The sequence below is a fragment of the Pseudarthrobacter sp. CC12 genome (assembly GCF_039907755.1).
Lineage (GTDB): Bacteria > Actinomycetota > Actinomycetes > Actinomycetales > Micrococcaceae > Arthrobacter > Arthrobacter niigatensis.
The window spans coordinates 174497-195227 of the sequence record NZ_JARDJH010000004.1; the positions used below are offsets into that span (position 1 = coordinate 174497).

The 20731-nt window shown below is 67.3% G+C and carries 17 protein-coding genes and 1 riboswitch; of the genes, 5 read left to right on the top strand and 12 right to left on the bottom strand.

Features of this window, described 5'->3' with window-relative positions:
- Positions 1 to 3: 3 nt before the first annotated feature.
- Positions 4 to 1326 (bottom strand): bifunctional o-acetylhomoserine/o-acetylserine sulfhydrylase, encoded by a 1323-nt coding sequence (locus PV772_RS05280; protein ID WP_347885542.1) that lies wholly within the window; start codon positions 1324 to 1326, stop codon positions 4 to 6.
- Between the two features lie 43 nt (positions 1327 to 1369).
- A riboswitch (SAM riboswitch) is annotated at positions 1370 to 1485 on the bottom strand.
- Between the two features lie 160 nt (positions 1486 to 1645).
- On the opposite strand from PV772_RS05280, the gene PV772_RS05285 reads away from it, so the two are divergent.
- Together PV772_RS05285 and PV772_RS05290 are read left to right on the top strand one after the other, a co-directional pair.
- A complete protein-coding gene (locus tag PV772_RS05285; RefSeq protein WP_141161063.1) occupies positions 1646 to 2284 on the top strand; it encodes a VOC family protein in 639 nt (212 codons plus the stop codon).
- A gap of 323 nt (positions 2285 to 2607) precedes the next feature.
- Complete coding sequence (locus tag PV772_RS05290) at positions 2608 to 4281, top strand: DUF222 domain-containing protein (protein WP_347885543.1); 1674 nt, start codon at positions 2608 to 2610, stop codon at positions 4279 to 4281.
- Between the two features lie 509 nt (positions 4282 to 4790).
- Here the strand turns inward: PV772_RS05290 and PV772_RS05295 are convergent.
- The 6 genes from PV772_RS05295 to tdh all read right to left on the bottom strand — a co-directional run bounded on the left by PV772_RS05295 (position 4791) and on the right by tdh (position 11189).
- Positions 4791 to 5570 (bottom strand): CPBP family intramembrane glutamic endopeptidase, encoded by a 780-nt coding sequence (locus PV772_RS05295; protein ID WP_347885544.1) that lies wholly within the window; start codon positions 5568 to 5570, stop codon positions 4791 to 4793.
- A 65-nt stretch (positions 5571 to 5635) separates the two neighbouring features.
- Entirely contained in the window at positions 5636 to 6424 is a 789-nt protein-coding gene (locus PV772_RS05300; RefSeq protein ID WP_347885545.1) for a DeoR/GlpR family DNA-binding transcription regulator, read from the bottom strand.
- A 101-nt stretch (positions 6425 to 6525) separates the two neighbouring features.
- Positions 6526 to 7737, bottom strand: a complete 1212-nt coding sequence (gene hutI, locus PV772_RS05305; RefSeq protein WP_141161067.1) for an imidazolonepropionase — start codon at positions 7735 to 7737, stop codon at positions 6526 to 6528.
- An 11-nt stretch (positions 7738 to 7748) separates the two neighbouring features.
- Positions 7749 to 8879: an FAD-dependent oxidoreductase gene (locus PV772_RS05310; RefSeq protein ID WP_347885546.1), complete on the bottom strand. Its 1131-nt coding sequence runs from the start codon at positions 8877 to 8879 to the stop codon at positions 7749 to 7751.
- A gap of 58 nt (positions 8880 to 8937) precedes the next feature.
- Complete coding sequence (locus tag PV772_RS05315) at positions 8938 to 10134, bottom strand: glycine C-acetyltransferase (protein WP_141161069.1); 1197 nt, start codon at positions 10132 to 10134, stop codon at positions 8938 to 8940.
- A gap of 8 nt (positions 10135 to 10142) precedes the next feature.
- Positions 10143 to 11189, bottom strand: a complete 1047-nt coding sequence (gene tdh, locus PV772_RS05320; protein ID WP_141161070.1) for an L-threonine 3-dehydrogenase — start codon at positions 11187 to 11189, stop codon at positions 10143 to 10145.
- Between the two features lie 126 nt (positions 11190 to 11315).
- Between tdh and PV772_RS05325 the strand changes: the two genes are divergently transcribed.
- Positions 11316 to 12227 carry a LysR family transcriptional regulator gene (locus PV772_RS05325; protein ID WP_141161071.1) on the top strand — a complete coding sequence of 304 codons (912 nt, stop codon included), beginning with the start codon at positions 11316 to 11318 and terminating at the stop codon, positions 12225 to 12227.
- Positions 12228 to 12272: 45 nt separating this feature from the next.
- Here PV772_RS05325 and PV772_RS05330 read toward each other — a convergent pair whose 3' ends face one another.
- The 5 genes from PV772_RS05330 to PV772_RS05350 all read right to left on the bottom strand — a co-directional run bounded on the left by PV772_RS05330 (position 12273) and on the right by PV772_RS05350 (position 18123).
- Positions 12273 to 12902 carry a DUF5666 domain-containing protein gene (locus PV772_RS05330; RefSeq protein ID WP_347885547.1) on the bottom strand — a complete coding sequence of 210 codons (630 nt, stop codon included), beginning with the start codon at positions 12900 to 12902 and terminating at the stop codon, positions 12273 to 12275.
- 191 nt (positions 12903 to 13093) lie between these two features.
- The gene (gene gatB / locus PV772_RS05335) at positions 13094 to 14602 is read right to left on the bottom strand and encodes an Asp-tRNA(Asn)/Glu-tRNA(Gln) amidotransferase subunit GatB (protein WP_141161072.1); all 1509 of its coding nucleotides are present in this window, start codon (positions 14600 to 14602) and stop codon (positions 13094 to 13096) included.
- On the bottom strand, positions 14602 to 16173 hold the full coding sequence (gatA, locus tag PV772_RS05340; protein WP_347885548.1) for an Asp-tRNA(Asn)/Glu-tRNA(Gln) amidotransferase subunit GatA: 1572 nt from the start codon (positions 16171 to 16173) through the stop codon (positions 14602 to 14604). The genes gatB and gatA overlap by 1 nt, the downstream gene beginning before the upstream one ends.
- A 2-nt stretch (positions 16174 to 16175) precedes the next feature.
- Positions 16176 to 16472, bottom strand: coding sequence for an Asp-tRNA(Asn)/Glu-tRNA(Gln) amidotransferase subunit GatC (gene gatC, locus PV772_RS05345; protein ID WP_018763018.1), 297 nt, complete (start codon positions 16470 to 16472; stop codon positions 16176 to 16178).
- Positions 16473 to 16620: 148 nt separating this feature from the next.
- Positions 16621 to 18123 (bottom strand): CitMHS family transporter, encoded by a 1503-nt coding sequence (locus PV772_RS05350; protein WP_347885549.1) that lies wholly within the window; start codon positions 18121 to 18123, stop codon positions 16621 to 16623.
- Positions 18124 to 18312: 189 nt separating this feature from the next.
- Here PV772_RS05350 and PV772_RS05355 point away from each other — a divergent pair, with 189 nt between their 5' ends.
- Together PV772_RS05355 and PV772_RS05360 are read left to right on the top strand one after the other, a co-directional pair.
- The gene (locus PV772_RS05355; RefSeq protein ID WP_347885550.1) at positions 18313 to 20067 is read left to right on the top strand and encodes a sensor histidine kinase; all 1755 of its coding nucleotides are present in this window, start codon (positions 18313 to 18315) and stop codon (positions 20065 to 20067) included.
- Positions 20060 to 20722 carry a response regulator gene (locus tag PV772_RS05360; RefSeq protein WP_347885551.1) on the top strand — a complete coding sequence of 221 codons (663 nt, stop codon included), beginning with the start codon at positions 20060 to 20062 and terminating at the stop codon, positions 20720 to 20722. The genes PV772_RS05355 and PV772_RS05360 overlap by 8 nt, the downstream gene beginning before the upstream one ends.
- Positions 20723 to 20731 lie beyond the last annotated feature (9 nt).

Sequence of the window (20731 nt, forward strand, 5' to 3'; positions counted from 1 at the left end):
GGTCTAGGCGCCGGTGCCCTTGGCGGCCCGGAAGCCTGCCTCCAGGTCAGCCAGGATGTCGTCGATGTGCTCCAAACCGACGGAAAGCCGGACCAGGCCCGGGTGAACGCCGGCCACAACCTGCTGCTCCGGCGAAAGCTGGCTGTGCGTGGTCGACGCCGGGTGGATGACCAGGGAACGCACGTCGCCGATGTTGGCCACGTGGGAGTGCAGCTCCAGTGCGTCGACGAAGCGCTTGCCGGCTTCCGCGCCGCCGGCCAGGTTGAAGGCGACCACGGCGCCCGTTCCCTTTGGCCCGTACTTGCGGCCACGCTCGTACCAGGGGCTGGACGGCAGCCCCGCGTAGGCGACGGACTCGACGTCGTCCCTTGCCTCCAGCCAGCGCGCAACCTCCGTTGCGTTCGCAACGTGGCGCTCCACCCGCAGGCTCAAGGTCTCCAGGCCTTGGGAAATCAGGAACGCGTTGAAGGGCGAGACCGCCGAGCCAAGGTCGCGCAGCAACTGCACCCGGGCCTTGAGGATGTAGGAGAGGTTGGCGCCGAGCGCGCCGCCTTCGCCGAGGTCGCGTGCGTAGACCAGGCCGTTATAGGTGGGGTCCGGGGTGTTGAAGCCGGGGTAACGTTCCGGGTCCTTGCCGAAATCGAACCTGCCGGAATCGACGATGACGCCGGCGATGGCCGAGCCGTGGCCGCCCAGGTATTTGGTGGCCGAGTGGATGACGATGTCCGCGCCCCACTCCAATGGGCGGATCAGGTATGGGGTGGAAAGGGTGTTGTCCACGATCAGGGGCACGCCGGCCTGGTGGGCCACTTCGGAGATGCCCTCAATATCCAGGACGTCCTGGCGCGGGTTGGACACCACTTCACCGAAGAAGAGCTTGGTATTGGGCTGCACGGCGCCGCGCCACTGGTCCAGATTGTCAGGATCAGCCACGAAGGTCACCGAGATGCCGAACTTCTTCAACGTGTGGGCGAACAGGTTGTAGGTTCCGCCGTAAAGACTGGGGCTGGCCACTATATGGTCGCCTGCCTCGGCGATGTTCAGCACCGCGAACGTCTCCGCGGCCTGGCCGGAGCTCAGCAGCAATGCCGCCAGGCCGCCTTCAAGGCTTGCGATACGTTGCTCGACGGCGTCCTGGGTGGGATTGCCAATGCGGGTGTAGATGGGTGCAAGTTCGGCCAGGGCGAAGCGGTTGGCCGCGCTCTCGGCACTGGGGAACACGAAGGACGTGGTCTGGTAGATGGGAAGGGCGCGGGCTCCGGTGGCGCTGTCAGGCTCCTGGCCGGCATGGATCTGGCGGGTTTCGAAGGACCATCCGTTGGACATCTCAGTCTCCTATGACATGGGCCCGGCATGCTGGGAGCACCACGGGCCGCGCTTGCTCTCCGGCCATTGCCGGACAGCCTGGTCCTCACCCGGGGCACCCCACCGCGGATGGAGGGTTGCCGGCCAGCGAGCCGGGGCTTGGCGCTGGCACTCATGACCTGGGCCCAGTCTAGGAACTTCAATCCGGCCCGGACAGCATTGTGACGAACATGGTCTTGGCGCAGGCCCAGGGGCATTTGGACAGGGACGGCGGCTGCCCAAAATGCCAGTAAGGGTACCCTTAGCTGAGAGCCCGATCACAAAGTGCCAAGATGTTCGCATGCGCATGGATCACGTCTCTTACGCCTGTGAACACGATGGCCTCGCGGCCACTACCGAACGTATTGCAACTGCCCTCGGCGTTGAGGCAGTGAAGGGTGGCGTACACCCCCGCTTCGGAACCCGGAATATGATCATCCCCCTGGCGGGCCACAAGTACCTCGAAGTCGTCGAGGTCCTTGACCACCCGGCGTCGGACAAGGCACCGTTCGGGCAGGCAGTGCGTGCCCGCTCCGCTGCCGGCGGCGGCTGGATGGGCTGGTGCGTCGAAGTGGACGACCTCGCCCCCTTCGAGGAACGCCTGGGCCGCGCTGCCGTGAACGGCAACCGCAAGTTCCCGGACGGCCGCGAGCTGGTCTGGAAGCAAATTGGCATCCTGGGCCTCATCGCCGATCCCCAGGTGCCGTACATGCTCAAGTGGGAGGGCGACCCCTCCCTCCACCCGTCCCACGCTTACGAGAGCAACCTCAAGATGAGCTGCCTGACCATCGCCGGTTCCGCCTCGCGCGTCACCGAGTGGCTCGGTGAGCCCGTGGAGAAGCCGCTCGAGGACGTTGCGGTGGAATGGGTGGCCCCGCACGGTACGCCGGGCATCCTCTCGGTCACCTTTGAGACCGCCAACGGAGCCGTCACCATCTGACCCTTCCCCTTCCTCCCGGACCACTCCGGGGAGGTCCCCGGGTTGTGCCCGGGCAAACTTCGGCCGCCATTGGGTGGTGACAACGGCGTCACCACCCAATGGCGGCCGAATCCATTTAAGCGGCTGCCGCGCCAAAGTGAGGGTCGCGTCTTTTTCTACGCAACGCGTGCTCTTTTTCGCGCCACACATTTGGGCTGCGACATGCAACCTTCGCGTCGAAAACGTACGACGACGGCGGCCCGCTTCGGTGCGCCGGCTCACCTGCGCAGGCAGCGCCACCGGTTTGATCTGTAATTGTCAGACCCCCGTTGGATGCTGTGGGTATGGGAATCGGCGGTGGTCTTGGGGTGATGTTGGAGGGTGTTCGTGCCTCTGTTGCTGCCCTGGATGCGCTGGAGCGGGAGGACGCTTCCCTGGCATCCGGTTTGGATGTTGGTTTCGGTGTTGGTGCTGGTGTGGATGTGTTGCAGCGGCGCTATGAGATCCGGCTGGAGCGGCTGGAGCTTACGTCCCGTTTGGAGGCGCAGCTTGCAGCAGTGACGGCGCAGGACGCCGCCGACGCCGCCGGGTTCCAGGAGGCGATGACCCCGCCGGACGCTTCGATCGAGGACCGCACGTACGGGCAGATGTCGGTGGTGGAGGAGATCGCCGGGGTCCTCACCATCGGCTCCGCCGCAGCAGGCGCGTTGGTGGAGCAGTCCCGCCGGGTCTGTTCCCTACCGCCGGTGTTCGAGGCCCTGTCCACCGGAACCATGTCGTGGCAGCACGCCCGCGTCGTCGCGGACGAAACCGAAGGCCTTGACGCTGTCGGGGCTGCCGGGCTGGTGGCGCACTTCTTCGACCCCGCCGCACCCGATCCGGCCCGGGGTGCCGCGCCCGGTGAACTGGTCCCGTCCCGGTTCCGGGCCAAGATCCGGGGCTGGCGGGAACGCCACCACCCCGAATCAATCCAAAAGCGCCATGTAAAAGGTTTGGCAAACCGGCGGATGGAGTACACCCCGGACCGGGACGGCATGGCCTGGATCTCCCTCTACCTTCCCGGCGATACCGCGTGCGCCATCTGGAACCGGACCACCGCCACCGCCCGCGGCCTCCAAGGCCCCAACGAACCCCGCACGCTCACCCAACTCCGCCCCGACATCGCCGCATCACTGCTGCTCGGCGCCGGCAATGCTCTTGGCGGGGAGAGTGGCGCGGGACCCGCAGGAGTCACCGCCATCGGGAAAGTCCCCACGCCGAGGGCCGACGTCCTGGTCACCGTGCCCGTGTTCTCGCTCCTCGGCCTCACCGACGAACCAGCAATGCTGGACGGCTTCGGCCCGATCCCCGCGTCCATGGCCCGCAAACTCCTCGCCGGTGGCGCGGACTCCTTCTACCGGGTCCTCGTCGACCCGCGGGACGGGGCGCCCCTGGAGATCGGCAGGAAGAACTACCGGCTCACGGGGGCCATCAAACGCTGGATCAGGCTGCGCGATGCCCAATGCACGTTCCCCGGCTGCACCAACAAGACCCCCGACAACGAAACAGACCACCTCCAAGCGTGGGAACACGGCGGCGCCACCAACGTCAGCAACCTGGCCCAGCTCTGCCGTAAGCACCATCGGCTCAAACATCACAGCCAATGGGCCCCCGGCCCGGCCACGAGCAAGGACCCACCGGGCTGGACCTCACCCACCGGACGCCACTACAACCCCGAACACCAGGATTCAGAACCAACCCACTGGCCACCGGGGAGCCTGCCGGCGCACGCTGTTCGGGGTGCCGTTGTGGCAGGGGTTGAATTGGGGGCCACCGGGCCAGTCGAGGACGGGCAGTGGCAGCAGCTCCTCGCATCGATGCCGCCGTGGTCTGATCCTCCTGTCGAAGAACCACCAAGTGAGGACCTTCTGGACCCCGGCGAGCTTCGCCCCGCGGATCCCCTGTGGGATGAGTTCCATGCAAGGTTTTACGAGCTGCCCGCTGACCCGCAGGCGGACTGGCAGTGCTGTTACACCTGAAGTGAGGGCGGAAAACAGCGCGCAGGCCGCGGCAGGAGCTAGGGCCCGCCCAGCAGGCCGCAGCCAACATTTCTTTCGGCAGTTCTCACGACGATGAATACTCGGGCCTCGTCGGAGGAGGGCGCGGCGAGGATGTCGGCTCCACCGGCGGTTTTGCCTTGGACCGTCAGGAGGGAAACATCAGTCCGTGCGGGCTCCGGGTAAGGACCGCAGTTGTACTCGCGCCCGGCAAACTGGACTTTGGAAGGAACCTCTCGAGGCCAGAGCACCCAGTCCGACGTCTGTTCATGGATGCTCCACAATCGCCCAATGAGCAAACATCCGGCCAACGCCAAGACGGCACTCCCCAAGGCCAATCCGTGTCGTAGTCCCCCACCCATGCTGCAAGACTTCACGAAGGCATGCTTGGAATCAACAAGAACCCGCAACTAGGGCTACTGCAGGCCGGACCACCGCCCAGCGGTCGTTCAGTCGGGTACCGGCAGACCGCGGCGGCCATAGCTGTACAGCTACCCCAGCCCCACGGCCTTGCCGAAGAGGCTGAAGCCGACGAATGCCACGATGTCCAGCAGCGCATGGGCGATGACCAGCGGCATGACGCGCTTGGTGCGCGTATAGAGCCAGGCGAAGACCACCCCCATCACAGCGTTGCCAATGAAGGGACCGAAGCCTTGGTAAAGGTGGTAGCTGCCACGCAGCACGGAGCTCACGGCGATGGCCAGTGGCGTGCTCCAGCCGAACTTGCCGAAGCGGTCCATCAGGTACCCCACCACGATGACTTCCTCGAGCACCGCGTGGCGCATCGCCGAGAGGACCAGGACTGGAACGGTCCACCAGTAGGCGTCCAGGGCACTGGGGATGATGGCTGTGGTGATGCCGAGCGCCCGGCCGGCCGCATAGAGCCCCAAGGACGGTATCCCAATCAGCGCGGCCAGCCCCAGGCCTTGCAGCAGGTCCATTCCGGGCCGGGCGAAGTTGAACCCCAGCTTCCGGAATGCTGAACCGGAGTTCCGTGCGTCGCCGGGGGAAGCTTGGCGCTGGTCGGTGAGGAAGTAGAGAACCAGCAGCACAGGAACCAGCGCAAAGATGATGTCGAGCAGCTGGTACGTCAAGTCGAAGTACTCGCGGGTGCTCTGCGATCGGTTCAGGGTGGACGTGCCCTCGGCCAGCGGGGCGCGGGTCATCTTGTCCAGCAGCTGCACCACGGAGTAGACGGCGGACTGGCCCAGGGACAGCCCCAGGACGATCCAGACTTCGAGCCGCAGCCGACGGCGGGAGGGAACCAGCATGTTCCCATCTTGCCTTCAGTTTCTGGATCCTGCCTGACGGAACTCCCCACAGCCTCCCGGGGTCATCAGGCAGGTGCCACGATCACTTCCGTGCCGTTGGCTTCAAAGGCTGCCTTGTCCCGCGCAGAGATCCCGGAATCGGTGATCAGCCGGGTGAAGTCGTAGCCGTCCATCGTGGCAAAAGCCCGCACGCCAACTTTGGAGGAGTCAGCCAGGACGTAGGACACCCTGGCACGGGACGCCAGCAGGGCATTGACGGAAGCCTCCCCCTCCCCGGTATTGGTGGGTCCCACCTCCGGGTCGATGCCGTTGACACCGATGAAGGCAATGTCCAGCACCACCTTCTGCATGATGATGTCGGTGTAAGGGCCTACGAGCTCGTATGACCGGGGGTTGAGGATGCCGCCTGTCACCATCACCTTGATGTTGGGCCGGACCGCCAACTGGCCCGCAATGTTGATGGCGTTCGTTACGACGGTGAGCGTCGGCTGGTTGGAGGGCGCATTCAAGTCCTCCCGGGTGGCCAGGATCTGCGCAAGCGCGGTGCTGGTGGTGCCCCCGCAGAGACCGATGACGTCGCCGGGCCGGATTAGGGCAGCGGCGCACTGGGCGATCTGTTCCTTTGCTTCGGCATGGTCGTCGCGGTTGTAACGCCCGGGCAGGTCATACGCCAGGGCGCCTGTGGTGGCGCCGCCGCGCGTCCGCGTCAGCAGGCGGCGCTTGGCAAGGCTGTCCAGGTCGCGCCGGGCCGTGGCAGGGGAAACGTTGAGGGTGCTGACGATTTCATCGACCTCCACCTGGCCGGTCCTGGCGAGCAGGTCCAGAATCGCTGTCAGCCGGTCGGTGCGCGTCATGCAAGCAGGCCTTTCGATACATCAGCCACCGCATTGGGATGACGTTTCCTGATTCTAACCGGACGGAAAAGATCAGGAACAATCATACAGCAGGAGTCCTGCTAACGCTCCCGCACCCCGGCCCGCCACACAGCGTACGTCAATGGCATCCCGGGCCGGTAAGCGAGATGGGTCGCGGATGGCGCATTCAACAGGTGCAGGTCGGCCCGGTGTCCGACGGCGATGGATCCCACGGCGCGTTCGCCGTCGGTGTCCCGGCCGGCTTCCTTGTGCAACGCCAGCGCACCGCCGTAGGTAGCGGCACGGACGGCCTCGTGCACGCTCAGGCGCATCTGGAGCACTGCCGTTGTCACGCAAAAAGCCATGGAGCTGGTGTACGACGTGCCGGGGTTGCAGTTGGACGCCAGTGCCACCTGCACCCCCGCGTCGAGAAGTTCGCGGGCGGGAGCCAACGGCTGGCGGGTGGAGAGGTCGCAGGCAGGAAGGCACGTGGCAACGGTGCCCCGCTCCCCCGTTCCCACGGCCGGGTCCCAGCCGGACCAGGACGACGCCAAGGCTTTCACGTCCTGCGCGGCTAAGTAGTTCACGTGGTCCACGCTGGCCGCGCCAAGCTCCACGGCCAGCTGTACGCCGGGGCCCTCGCCGAGCTGGTTGCCGTGGACCCTCAGGCCCAGGCCGGCCTCGCGGCAGGCCATGAGCACACGGCGGGATTGCTCGGCGTTGAACGCACCCTCCTCGCAGAACACATCGGCCCACTGGACATAAGGGCGGACCGCAGCGAGCATCGGCCCGCAGACCAGGTCTGTGTATTCCTCCGGGTCCTGCCCGGCTGGAACCAGGTGTGCCCCAAGGTAGGTCACCTGGTCCGCAATGGTGGAGGCAATACGCGCGCTCCGGGCCTCGTGCTCAACGTCCAGGCCGTAGCCGGTCTTGGTTTCCAGGTAGGTGGTGCCCTGCGAGACTGCTTCGGCAACCCGCCCCATGGCCAGGCGGGTGAGATCGAAATCGGACGTGGCGCGCGTGGCGTTCATGGTGACGGCGATGCCACCGGCAGCGTAGGACTCCCCAGCCATCCGGGCTTCGAATTCTGCGGTGCGGTCCCCGGCGAACAGCAGGTGGCTGTGGGAGTCCACCCATCCTGGCAGCATGGCCCGGCCGCCGGCATCGACGGCTTCATCCGCCGGCGGAGCATCGGCCGCCGCCCCGATCCAGGAAATCCGTTCACCCTCGACCACCACCGCCGCGTCCCTCAGGACCCGGTGTTCCAGGTCCTGCGTCATCAGCTCGGCGATATTGGTGATCAAGGTGCTCATGAAATCATTCTTCAGCGTCTGACGGACCAGCGCGTGGCTGCCAGGGCCTGCGCTGTCCGGGATTCCGGACCGTCCACAGCCCCATCGCCAGGGACGGCGCCGCCGGAAGAGCCCAGCCCCGCAAGGATCTGGCCGGCGGCGAACTCCGCCAGCGCCGCCGACGTCTGGAATCCGTAGCCGCCCTGGCCCGCGAGCCAGTAGAACCCGGACGCTTCAGCGTCGAACCCGGCTACGGGCACCCCGTCCGCGGCTTCGGTGCGCAGGCCGGTCCAGGCCCGGCGCACTCCGGTGATCCCCAGGCTGGTGAACGCGTTGAGCTTCTCCATCAGGCGCTCCACATCACCTGGATTGGGCCGTGCGTCCTCGGGCCCGCTGGGCACCGTCTCCGATGGGGAAATCAGCACGTCATGGCCGTCGGGGCGGAAATAGAAAGTGTTGTCCGCCGCTGCCACCATGGGGGTGGCAGCGGGCAGGGGATGGTCGACGGCGGCAATCGCCGCAGTGCGCCGGTACGGCTGGAGGCCCAGCTTCTCGACGCCGCTGAGCACCGCCAGCTCATCGGCCCAGGCACCTGCCGCATTGACCAGTACCGCGGCTTCAAAGCCCTCGGCGCCAGCCCCCACCTGCCACCCTGAACCCAGTCGCTGTGCCGAATGCACGCGGGCACCGGTGATGATGTCCGCTCCGGCGGCGAGAGCCCGCTTGCGGTGGTCCTCCAGCAGAAGGGGCGCATTGCAGCCAAAGGAGCCGGTATCAAGTCCGGCGGCTTCAAAGGTTCCCGGCTTCAGGGCCGGACACAGCTCGAGGGCACGGTCCACCGCAATGGGCTGCATATGTCCGCTGGCCTCCGCGGCAACATCCTCCGCCGAGCCCACGAGCATGAAGCTGCGCGGCGCCAGGACCGCTTCCGGCGCTTCGGCGTCGCGGGCCGCGAGCAGTTCGAGGGTCCGGACGGTGAGCTCCTGCACCACGGGCGGCCCGTAGCTGGGAATCAGCTGGCGGGCGGAGCGGGAGGACGTGTGGTACGCCAACTCCTGCTCCGCCTCCACCAGTGCAACGCTGCAGCGGCCGGCGAGCGCGGACGCGAGGGACAGGCCGGCGATGCCGCCGCCCACAATCAGGACATCGTAGTGTGCTGCCATTGGTCCATCCTGACAGAGATCATGCGTCCCGGTACCCTCCGTTTCAGGGGAAATCCTGTCAGGCTGCCGCCTCGGCACGGCTGGCGACGAAGGCACGCACGCACGCTTCGACGTCGTCCGCTGAATGTGCGGCTGAAAGCTGCACCCGGATCCTTGCAGCACCGCGGGGGACCACGGGGAAGCTGAAGGCCGTGACGAAGACACCGTGCTGCAGCATCCGGTCCGCCACCTTGGCCGCCATGACGGCGTCGCCAAACATGACCGGGACAATGGCGTGCTCGCCGGGAAGCAGGTCGAAGCCCTCCTCGGTCATCCGGCGGCGGAACAGCCCGGCGTTTTCGAACAGGCGGCGGCGAAGGTCGGCCGAGTTCTGCACCAGGTCAAGCGCCTTGAGGGTCGCGGCAACAATGGCGGGAGCCAGGGAATTGGAGAACAGGTAGGGCCGCGCCTTCTGGCGCAGCATGGCCACGATCTCCCCGCGTCCGGAGACGTACCCGCCCGACGCTCCGCCCAGAGCCTTGCCGAAGGTGCCGGTGTAGATGTCCACCCGGTCAGAGACGCCGGCGTGCTCGGGAGTGCCCGCACCGGTGGCGCCCATGAAGCCCACCGCGTGGGAATCGTCCACCATGACCATGGCGCCGTACTTTTCGGCGAGGTCGCAGATGGCCTCAAGCGGGGCCAGGTAGCCGTCCATGGAGAACACGCCGTCGGTGACGATCAGGGTCCGCCGGGCATCCTGTGCTTCCTGCAGGCGGGCCTCGAGTTCGGCCATGTCCTGGTTGGCGTAGCGGTAGCGGCGGGCCTTGCAGAGGCGGATGCCGTCAATGATGGAAGCGTGGTTGAGCGCGTCGGAAATCACGGCGTCGTCCGGTCCGAGCAGGGACTCAAACACGCCGCCGTTGGCGTCGAAGCAGCTGGAGAACAGGATGGTGTCCTCGGTGCCCAGGAACGCGGAGACCTTGGCTTCCAGCTGCAGGTGCAGGTCCTGGGTGCCGCAGATGAAGCGGACGCTTGCCATGCCGAAGCCGCGCTCATCCATGGCCGCCTTGGCCGTGCGGATGATGTCCGGGTGGTCAGCCAAGCCCAGGTAGTTGTTGGCGCAGAAGTTCAGCACGTCGGCTCCGGGGCCGCCAATCTGCCCGGCGGTGATGTGGCTGGACTGCGGCGAGCTGATGCTGCGCTCGGTCTTGTACAGTCCGGCGGTGCGGATCTCGTCCAGCTCTTCGCGCAGCTGGTCCTTGATGGAGGTGAACATGGGGTTCCTTACAGTCGGGTCCAGTCGAGGACAACTTTGCCGCCCACGCCGCTGCGGGCAATGTCGAAGCCTTTTTCCCAGTCCGTGGCGGACAGCGTGTCCGTCACCACGGCAGAGATGCCGGCGTGCAGCACGGGGTTGGAGGAGAGCATGGCGCTCATGGCGTACCAGGTTTCGTACATCTCGCGGCCGTAGATGCCTTTGAGCGTGAGCATGTGGGTGACCACCTTGCCCCAGTCGATGGTGATCTCCTGGCTGGGCAGGCCCAGCATGGCGATCCGGCCGCCGTGGTTCATGTTGTCGATCATCTCAGGCAGGGCGGAGGGGTGGCCGGACATTTCCATTCCGACGTCGAAGCCTTCGCGCATGCCCAGCTCACGCTGGGCATCGCGCACCCGGGTGGTGGAGACATCGATGGCAAGGTCGGCCCCGAGCTGCCGGGCCAGGTCCAGCCGCGGCCGGGAAACGTCCGTGATGGCAATCTTGCGGGCCCCTGCGTGCCGGGCCACGGCGATGGCCATGAGCCCGATGGGGCCTGCGCCGGTGATGAGCACGTCCTCCCCCACCAGCGGAAAGCTGAGCGCGGTGTGGACGGCGTTTCCAAAGGGGTCGAAGATGGCACCGAGTTCGGGCGTGACGGAGGGATCGTGGTGGACCCAGACGTTGGTTTCGGGGATGACGACGTACTCAGCGAAGGCACCATCGCGCTGGACGCCGACGCTGACCGTGTGGATGCACATCTGGCGGCGCCCGGCCCGGCAGTTCCGGCAGATGCCGCAGACCACGTGGCCTTCGCCCGACACCCTGTCACCTACTTTGACTTCGCGGACGTCCTCGCCCACTGCAACCACTTCGCCATAGAATTCGTGGCCGGCAATCAGGGGCGCCTCGATGATCCCCTGCGCCCAGGCGTCCCAGGACTGGATGTGGAGGTCCGTGCCGCAGATCCCGGTGGTCATGACGCGGATCTTCACGTCGGCCGGGCCGGCTTCGGGTTCGGGCCGGTCGACGAGCTCGAAGCCGGCGTGCGGGCCGGCCTTATACAGGGCCTTCATTGGCGTCCTTACTGCTTGGCGTTCGCTCTGCGGGGTACCTCCCCATTGAAGCCCCGGTGATGCTTTAGCACAACCGGGATCTTCTCAATCGACGATGTAGCGTTTGCTAATGATTAGAGTGGATGCATGGAGGTTCATCAGCTGGAAATCCTGCGGGAGCTGGGCGCTTTGGGCAGCGTGAAGGCGGTGGCCGATACGCTCATGGTCACCCCGTCGGCCGTGTCGCAGCAACTGGCGCACCTGCAGCGCACCGTGGAGGTTCCGCTGACGCGCAAGGAGGGCCGCAACCTGGTGCTGACAGAGGCGGGACAGGTGCTCGCGGACGCGGGCGCCGCCGTCGTCAGCGCCATGGCCGAGGCCCGCGGTGCGCTGGGCACCTATCACGGCTCCCCTGCCGGCAGGGTGACCCTCAGTGGATTCCATAGCGCGGGGCAGGCCCTGTTCGCGCCGCTGGCGCGCATGCTGGACCGGCCGGAGCACCCGCGCATTGAATTGTCGGACGAGGACGTTGCCCAGCAGGACTTCCCCGCACTCACCGCCCGGTATGACCTGGTGCTCGCACACCGGATGGACCACAGCCCGCGCTGGCCGGCGGAACGGGTTGCCGTGATCCCCTTGGCGCATGAGCCGCTGGACGTGGCGCTGCCCGCAGGCCACCGGTTGGCCCGACAGGAGAAAGTCACGGCGGACGACGTCGGCGGCGAGGCCTGGGTGACCAGCCACCCCGGCTACTCCCCCGCCGATGTCCTGTCCGCCGTCGCTGCCGTCTCCAGCCGGGAGCCGAACATCATCCACCGCATCAACGACTACTCCACGGTGGCGGCGCTGGTGGCTGCCGGGGGCGTGGTGGGGCTGCTGCCCAGGTACACGGCGGGCCCGGTCCTGAACCCGGACATCGTGCTGCGGCCGCTGGAGGGCATCAGCACCCGGCGCCGGATCGACCTGCTGGCCAGGCCTGAGAACCTGAAGCGTCGGGCCGTGGTGATGGTCTGCGAGGCCCTGGAGGACATCATGGCAGGACTGGTGCAGCAGGGGTAGGCAGCGTGCCGCGGGCGCTCTGCCAAGGTGGCCGGACCGGCGCCGCTACGCCCCTTCGCCATCCTGATCGTCTCCGGCGCCCATCTTGTGGCCCATGCCATGCCCGCGTCCCAATCCCAAGCCGGGGCCGTCGCCGGCACCGTCAACGATCCGCTTGGCGGTGGCCTTGTCCCCGTCCTTTACGCCGGCTACCCGCACGGTGTCGCCGGCGGCGATGTCCGCTGGCGTTCCGTCTGCCGGCTTACGGCTGGCACCGTTGTCGGACGCTGGAAGTTTGGTGATCCTGGTGTCCGCGTTGACAGTGTAGGACTGCGTGAAGCCGTCCTCGCTCTTGACGGTGATGGCGGAGTCGCTGACGGACTCCACGGTTCCGCGCTGTTCGAGGACGGTTTGGAAGGTTCCGTCGGGCTGCTTGACCACACCCTCACCATGCAGCGGCTGGGCGCGCTGGGACTTTTGTTGCCCGGGTGCCTTCTGCTGGCCTGGCGCTTTCTGCTGTCCGGGTGCCTTCTGCTGGCCCGGTGCGGTCTGCGAGGGGTTCGGCGCGGCCTGGGAGGGGGACGGCGTTGGCGTCCCGCTTGCCGACCAGGCGAGGGCGGCTCCCGTCCCGGTGAGTGCCACGGCTACGGCACCGGCCAGCACCGCCTTGCGCATCCTCTTAGGTTCCCGGACCATGGTTGTTCCTCCCGCACGCAGGCAGGGCACCGGCGCCCTGTGGGCTCCAGTGTAAGTCCGCCACGCCGGCGCGGCCACGGGTACTTTGCGGCCGGCGGCACCTGAGTACTTAAAGCCCAACTGGGCCGCAGTCAATGTCGTTATGGGCGCCCAAAACGACATCAACTGCGACCCAGTTGGGTGTGCGGGTACTAGACGGTGACGCCCAGTTTCTCCAGGATGAGTTCCCGGACGCGGCCCGCGTCGGCCTGGCCGCGGGTGGCCTTCATGACCCCGCCAACGATCGCGCCGATGGCCTGCACCTTGCCGCCGCGGATCTTGTCCGCGACGTCGGGCTGCGCGGCCAGTGCGGCGTCGATGGCTTCGAGGAGGGGCCCGTCGTCGGACACGACGGCCAGGCCGCGCTTCTCCACGATCTCCTCCGGGGTGCCTTCACCGGCGAGAACGCCGTCCAGCACCTGGGAGGCCATCTTGTTGTTGATCTTGCCCGCCTCAACCATGCGGCTCAGCTCCACCACCGTGGCAGCCTCAACGCCCAGCTGGCCGGGGTCCACGTCGGCGGCCTTGGCGCGGCCCACGATCTCACCCATCCACCACTTGCGGGCCACGGAAGCCGTGGCGCCGGCGGCGATGGTTTCCTCGATCTCGTCCAGGACGCCGGCGTTCACCACGTCCCGGAATTCGAGGTCGGAGTAGCCCCAGTCGGCCTTGAGGCGCTTGCGGCGCTCGGCGGGCGGCTCGGGCAGGGTGGCGCGCAGTTCCTCCACCCATTCACGGGATGCCACCACGGGAACCAGGTCCGGTTCCGGGAAGTAGCGGTAGTCGTCGGCGTCGGACTTGGCGCGGCCGGACGTGGTGGTGCGGGTGTCCTCGTGCCAGTGGCGGGTCTCCTGGATCACCGGTTCACCCGAGTCCAGGACAGCGGCGTGGCGCTGGATCTCGTAGCGGACGGCGTGTTCCACGGCGCGCAGCGAGTTCACGTTCTTGGTCTCGGAACGGATGCCGAACCGCTCACGGCCGTGCGGGCGGAGCGACACGTTCGCATCGCAGCGGACGTTGCCACGTTCCATCTTCGCGTCGGACACGCCCAGGTTCTTCACGATCTCCCGGACGGCCGCGACGTAGGCCTTGGCCAGTTCCGGTGCGCGGGACCCGGCTCCCTCGATGGGCTTGGTGACGATTTCCACCAGCGGCACACCCGCACGGTTGTAGTCCACCAGCGAGAAGTCTGCGCCCTGGATTCGGCCCGTGGCACCGCCCATGTGGGTCAGCTTCCCGGCATCCTCCTCCATGTGTGCGCGCTCGATCTCCACGCGGAACACGGTGCCGTCCTCGAGTTCAACATCGAGGTAGCCGTCGTACGCAATCGGCTCGTCGTACTGGGACGTCTGGAAGTTCTTGGGGGTGTCCGGGTAGAAGTACTGCTTCCGGGCGAAGCGGCAGGACTCGGCGATCTTGCAGTTCAGCGCCAGGCCGATCTTGATGGAGGACTCGATGGCCGTCTTGTTGACCACGGGCAGGACGCCGGGCATGCCCAGGTCCACCTCGTTGACATTGGTGTTGGGCTCGTCGCCGAAGACGTTCGGCGCGGAGGAGAACATCTTGGTCTTGGTGTTCAGCTCCACGTGGACCTCGAACCCGAGGACGGGATCGTACTTCTCCATGGCCTCTTCGAAGCTCAGGATGTGGTCAGTGCTCATTATTTTGCCTCCTGGGTTTCGAGGGTTCCGGCAGCGGCGGCGGCAAGGTCGGGAGCCTGTGCCAGCAGCGGGCCGCCCCATTTCGCCTCGAGCAGCGATTCAAGGACCGCGCCCACCCGGTACAAACGGGCGTCTTCGCGCGCGGGGGCCAGCAGCTGGATGCCGACGGGCAGCCCGTCCTCGTCCGCCAGGCCGCCTGGCAGCGACAGGCCGGGGACGCCCGCGAGGTTCGCGGGGATGGTGGCGACGTCGTTGAGGTACATGGCCAGCGGATCGTCCAGTTTTTCGCCGAGCGGGAACGCCGTGGTGGGGGCGGTGGGCGAGATCAGGACGTCAGCCTCGGCGAAGGCGGCCTCGAAGTCCCGCTGCACCAGGGTGCGGACCTTCTGGGCGGAGCCGTAGTAGGCGTCGTAGTAGCCCGCGGACAGGGCGTAGGTGCCCAGGATGATGCGGCGCTTGACTTCGTCGCCGAACCCGGCTGCACGGGTGGCACCCATGACGCGTTCGATGGTCATGGGGCCGTCTTCGGGGAGGACGCGCAGGCCGTACCGGACGCCGTCGAACTTGGCCAGGTTTGAGGATGCCTCGGACGGCATGATCAGGTAGTAGGCGCCCAGGGCGTACTGGAAGTTGGGGCAGGAGACCTCCACGATCTCGGCCCCGGCTTCTTTGAGCAGCTCCAGGGCATCGTTGAAACGGTTCTCGACCCCGGCCTGGTAGCCCTCGCCGTGCAGCTCTTTGATGATGCCGATCCGCAGCCCCTCGACGTTGCCGGTCTTGGCCGCGGCAACAAGGTCAGCCAACGGTTCCGGCAGCGAGGTGGAGTCGCGGGGATCGTGGCCGCCGATGACCTGGTGCAGGAGCGCGGAGTCCAGGACGGTGCGGGTGACCGGGCCGATCTGGTCCAGGGAGGATGCCATGGCAATGGCGCCGTAGCGGGAGACGCTGCCGTAGGTGGGCTTCACGCCCACGGTTCCGGTGACGGCGCCGGGCTGGCGGATGGAGCCGCCGGTGTCCGTGCCCAGGGCCAGGGGCGCCTCGAAAGCAGCGACGGCGGCAGCGGAGCCACCGCCGGAGCCGCCGGGGATCCGGTCCAGGTCCCAGGGGTTGCGGGTGGGACCGTACGCGGAGTGCTCCGTGGACGAGCCCATGGCGAACTCGTCCAGGTTGGTCTTGCCCAGGATGGGCATCTTCGCGGCACGCAGCCGCTCGACGACGGTGGCGTCGTACGGGCTGTGCCAGCCCTCGAGGATCTTGGAGCCGGCCGTGGTGGGCTGCCCGATGGTGACGATCAGGTCCTTGACGGCGATGGGAACGCCCGCCAGGTAGTGCAGTGCTTCGGCTTCCGCCCCGCCGGCTGCGCGGATGGCGTCCACCTCGGCGGCGACGGCGAGCGCTTCTTCGGCGTTGACGTGCAGGAAGGCGTTGACCTGGCCGTCAACGGCGGCGATGCGGTCCAGGTAGGCCTGGGTGGCTTCGACGGCGGTGACTTCGCCGGCGTGGAGTTTCTCGGCAAGCTGCGCGGCGGAAAGCCTGATCAGGGTGTCGGCGCTGGTGTTCTTGTCAGTCATGTCTATGCCTCATCCAGGATTGCCGGAACCTTGAAACGGTTGTCATCGGAGTCCGGGGCGCCAGAGAGTGCCTGTTCAGCCGTGAAGGTGTGGCCCACAACGTCGTCGCGGAACACGTTGGTGAGCGGGATGGGGTGCGAGGTGGCCGGAACGTCGTCCCCTGCGGCCTCGCTGACGGACTTGACCGAATCCACGATGACGGCCAGTTCGCCGGCCATCCTGTCCAGCTCTTCGGCACTCATCTCGATGTGAGCGAGCCGCGCGAGGTGCGCGACGTCGTCACGGTTGATCGCAGCCATGGATCTCCCCTGCAAAGTTCGAATTGTTTTCCGATCCAGTCTAGTGCGCCAAACGCAGATGCCCGTCTGACATCCCCCAGCGGGCGTCAGACGGGCACCTTCGAAGCCCGCTCCTGCCTCGGGGACAGGGAGCGCGGGCAGCTACAGACTAACCGATACCGATGGCTCCAGTCAGCATCCCGACGCCGAGCATTACCAGGGAGATAACGGCGGTGCGCCACAGGACCTTCTTGTGGTGGTCGCCCAGGTCCACCTTGGCCAGCGAGACCAGCAGCAGGATGGCCGGAACCAGCGGGCTCTGCAGGTGGAAGGGCTGGCCGGTGATGGAGGCGCGGGCCATGTCGGCGGCGCCGACTCCGTAGTGCGCCGCGGTTTCGCTCAGGACCGGAAGGACGCCGAAGTAGAAGGCGTCATTGCTCATGAAGAACGTCATGGGGATGCTGAGCACGCCCGTGATGACGGCCATGAACGGGCCCATGGAGGTGGGGATGATCTGGACCAGCCAGGCGGACATGGCTTCCACCATGCCGGTGCCCTTGAGGACGCCGGTGAGGACGGCGGCGGCCATGACCATGCTGACCACGGCGACGATGGACGGTGCGTGCGCAATGAGCTGGGCGCCCTGGTCCTTGACCCTGGGGAAGTTGACCAGCAGGGCGATCGCGGCGCCCACCATGAACACGAACGGCAGCGGGATGACGTTGGCGACGAGAACCACCATGACGGCGACGGTCAGGGCCAGGTTGAACCAGAACAGCTTGGGGCGCAGGGTGCTGCGGTTGGGATCGAGCGCGGTGTCGGTGAGTCCGGCGCTGCTGTCCTCAAGGAGGGTGTCGGTGCGCTCCAGCACGGCTACGGAGGATCCTGCCGGGGAGCCGCCGACGGTGGGGGCTGCTCCGCCGGGGTTGCCGCCCTTGCGGCCACGGCCGGCGCCGGACACGCCGGTGCGCGAACCGCCGGCGGTGGTGCCGCCGTCGAACTCTTCCGCCGTGAAGGGCTCTGCCGTAGACGGCGTTCCCCAGATCTCGGGGGCGGTGGCGCGGAGGCGGTTGCGTTCCTGCAGGCCGAGCAGCCAGGAGAAAGCGAAGACGACCACCAGGCCGGCCACGAGGGACGGGATCATGGGGACGAAGACGTCGTTGACGTCGATCTTCAGGGCGGTGGCGGCGCGGGCGGTGGGACCGCCCCACGGCAGGATGTTCATGGTGCCGTTGGCCAGGCCGGCCACGCAGGTGAGGACCACGGGGCTCATCTTCAGGCGCAGGTAGACCGGCAGCATGGCTGCGGTGGTGAGGATGAAGGTGGTGGACCCGTCTCCGTCCAGGGACACGGCGGCGGCCAGGATGGCGGTGCCCAGGACAACCTTGGCGGGGTCGTTGCCCAGCTTGCGGAGGATGAACTTCACCAGCGGGTCAAAGAGCCCGACGTCGATCATCAGGCCGAAGTAGATGATGGCGAACATCAGCAGGGCCGCGGTGGAGGTCATGGACTTCATGGAGTCCATGACCATGTCGCCGATGCCCAGGCCGGCACCTGCGAACAGGCCAAAAACAGTAGGGACAATGATCAACGCCAGCACTGGCGTCAACTTCTTCGTCATGATCAGCACCATGAATACCGCGATCATGGCGAATCCAAGTATTACCAGCACAGCCGGCTCCTTCTTGTGAACAGCGGCACAGCGGTGTGACGCGTGCTACAGACTGTAGGGTGGCGGCCGTCACGACAGTGCCTTTGGCTCAATTGATTGGCATACTGCTTATTGGGAGCATTTTGCTCATTGTGCTCACGGCGCCGCCGCGCCGGAACCGTGGCCCCTGCCACCCGTCAAGGAGGATGAATGCAGCGTTCCGTGCCCCGGCAGCCGCTGCGGTTTTCCACCCAGACGCTGCTTCTCCAGCTGGCCGTGGTGCTGCTGGTCGTGCTGCTGAGCACCGCCGTTCACGCCTGGCTGACCTACGACCGGGTGGGCAGCGACGCGGAGAACCAGGCACTGACGTTGGCCCGGACCGTCGCCTCCGATCCGGAGGTCCGCGCCGATGTGCTGGCCATCAGCGACCAGCCCGGCACTCCCCCGCCGGCCGAGCTCCTGGCCGGCCCGCTGCAGGCGTCCGCGGAGGCAGCGCGGACCCGGACCGGGGCGCTGTTCGTGGTGATCACCGACGAAACGGGGATCAGGCTGGCCCACCCGGATCCGCAGCGGCTGGGCGAAAAGGTGAGCACCGACCCGTCCGAAGCATTGTCCGGGCAGGAGATCACTACCCGGAACACCGGAACGCTTGGCCCGTCGGCCGGCGCGAAGGTTCCGGTGTACGCGCCGGGCACCAGCACGGTGGTGGGTGAGGTGAGCGTCGGCTACTCCATGGAAACGGTGGCACAGAGCGTGAGCCGCGACATCGGCCCGGTGGCCCTGACCGCCGCCGGCGCCCTGCTGGCCGGGGTACTGGGGTCCTTCCTGCTGCGCCGCCGCCTGCAGCGCCTCACCCTGGGCCTGGAACCGGAGGAAATCAGCACGCTGGTCCACGACCAGGTGGCGGTGCTGCAGGGCGTGGACGACGGCGTGATCGGCGTCAGTGCCGACGGCCGGGTCAGCGTGTTCAACGCCGCAGCGCAGCGGCTGCTTGCTTTGCCCGACCTGTCGGGGTCCCGGTGGGAGGACGCCCCCGTCCCGGAACAGCTGAAGTCCCTCACGCGCACCGGAACTGGTGTTGCCGGTCCGGCGGTGGGTAGCGGCGGATCAACCCAGGACGCCCTCGAACTGGTGGCCGGCGGCCGGGTGCTGGTGGTGAATGCGCGCAAGGCCCTGCACCGCAGGGAGGATTTGGGCTGGGTGGTCATGCTGCGTGACCGGACGGAACTGCAGGAGCTCACGCGGCAACTCGATGCCGTCGGCACCATGTCCACCGCCCTGCGCGCCCAGCGGCACGAGTTCGCCAACCAGCTGCACACCCTGGCCGGTTTCCTGGGCATCGGGCAGCACCAGGAAGCCCGCGACTACCTTGCAGGGCTGGCCGCCACCGGACCGCTGAAGTTCCCGGTGGACCAGGCCGAGCTGCTGCAGGACCCTTACCTGCAGGCATTCGTGGGTGCCAAGGGCGTGGAGGCAGACGAACGGGGCGTCGCACTGCGCATCGGCCCGGAGACCCTGGTCCGCGGGCAGGTGACGGAGGCCCAGGATGTGACGACGGTGCTGGGAAACCTGATCGACAACGCCGTCAACGCCGCCGTGGCAGGATCCTCGACGGACCGCTGGGTTGAGCTGGAGGTGCTGGATGAACCGGGCGACGACGGCGGCACGCTGCACGTCGTGGTGGCGGACTCAGGTGACGGGCTGGCGGAAGGCACGGACACGGAACGCGTGTTCGCCGAAGGTTTCACCACTGCCGCCGGCCCGGTCCGCGCCGGCGGCGGCCAGGGTTTCGGCCTGGCGCTGGCCCGCCAGCTGGCGCGGCGCCGGGGCGGCGATGTGAAGGTGCTGGACCGCGGGGCCACGGGTGGGCCGGGTGCCGTGTTCATGGCCACCCTTCCGCATACGACGGCGGGAAGCGCCGCCGCAAAGACCACGGGGGAAGCCGGAAAGGAAAAGAATGGCTGACGATTTTCGGGTCCTGATCGTGGACGACGACTTCCACGTGGCGAAGCTGCACGCCGCCTACGTGGATTCGGTGGCCGGCTTCCTGGCCCTGGCGCCCGTCGGTACGGCGTCGCTGGCCTTGCAGGCCATCCACAGCCTGCGGCCGGATTTGGTACTCCTGGATGTGTACCTGCCGGATGCCTCCGGGCTGGACCTGCTGCAGCAGCTGGATGTGGACACGATCATCCTCAGCGCCGCCTCCGACACCTCGTCGGTCCGGGTGGCGTTCCGCCGCGGCGCCCTGGGCTACCTGCTCAAGCCCTTCACGGCGGAGTCACTGTCGCAGCAGCTGCGCTCCTATGCCAGGTACCGGCGCCTCCTGGGCCAGGCCGTGGCCCTGGACCAGGAGGCCGTGGAACGCGCAAAACGGTCGCTGATCCCCGGGGACGTCACGTCGTCGTCGAAACCCCGCTCGGCAACCGAAGCCGCGGTGCTGGAATCACTGGCTCCGGGCGAACAGTACTCCGCCGCCGAGGTGGCCGCCCGGGTGGGCGTCTCCCGCGCCACAGCGCAGCGCTACCTGTCGTCGCTGGCCGACGACGGCGCCGTGGACATCCAACTGCGCTACGGCACCACGGGCAGGCCGGAACACCGCTACGGCCTGCCCGCACGGTAGGGCCGGAGA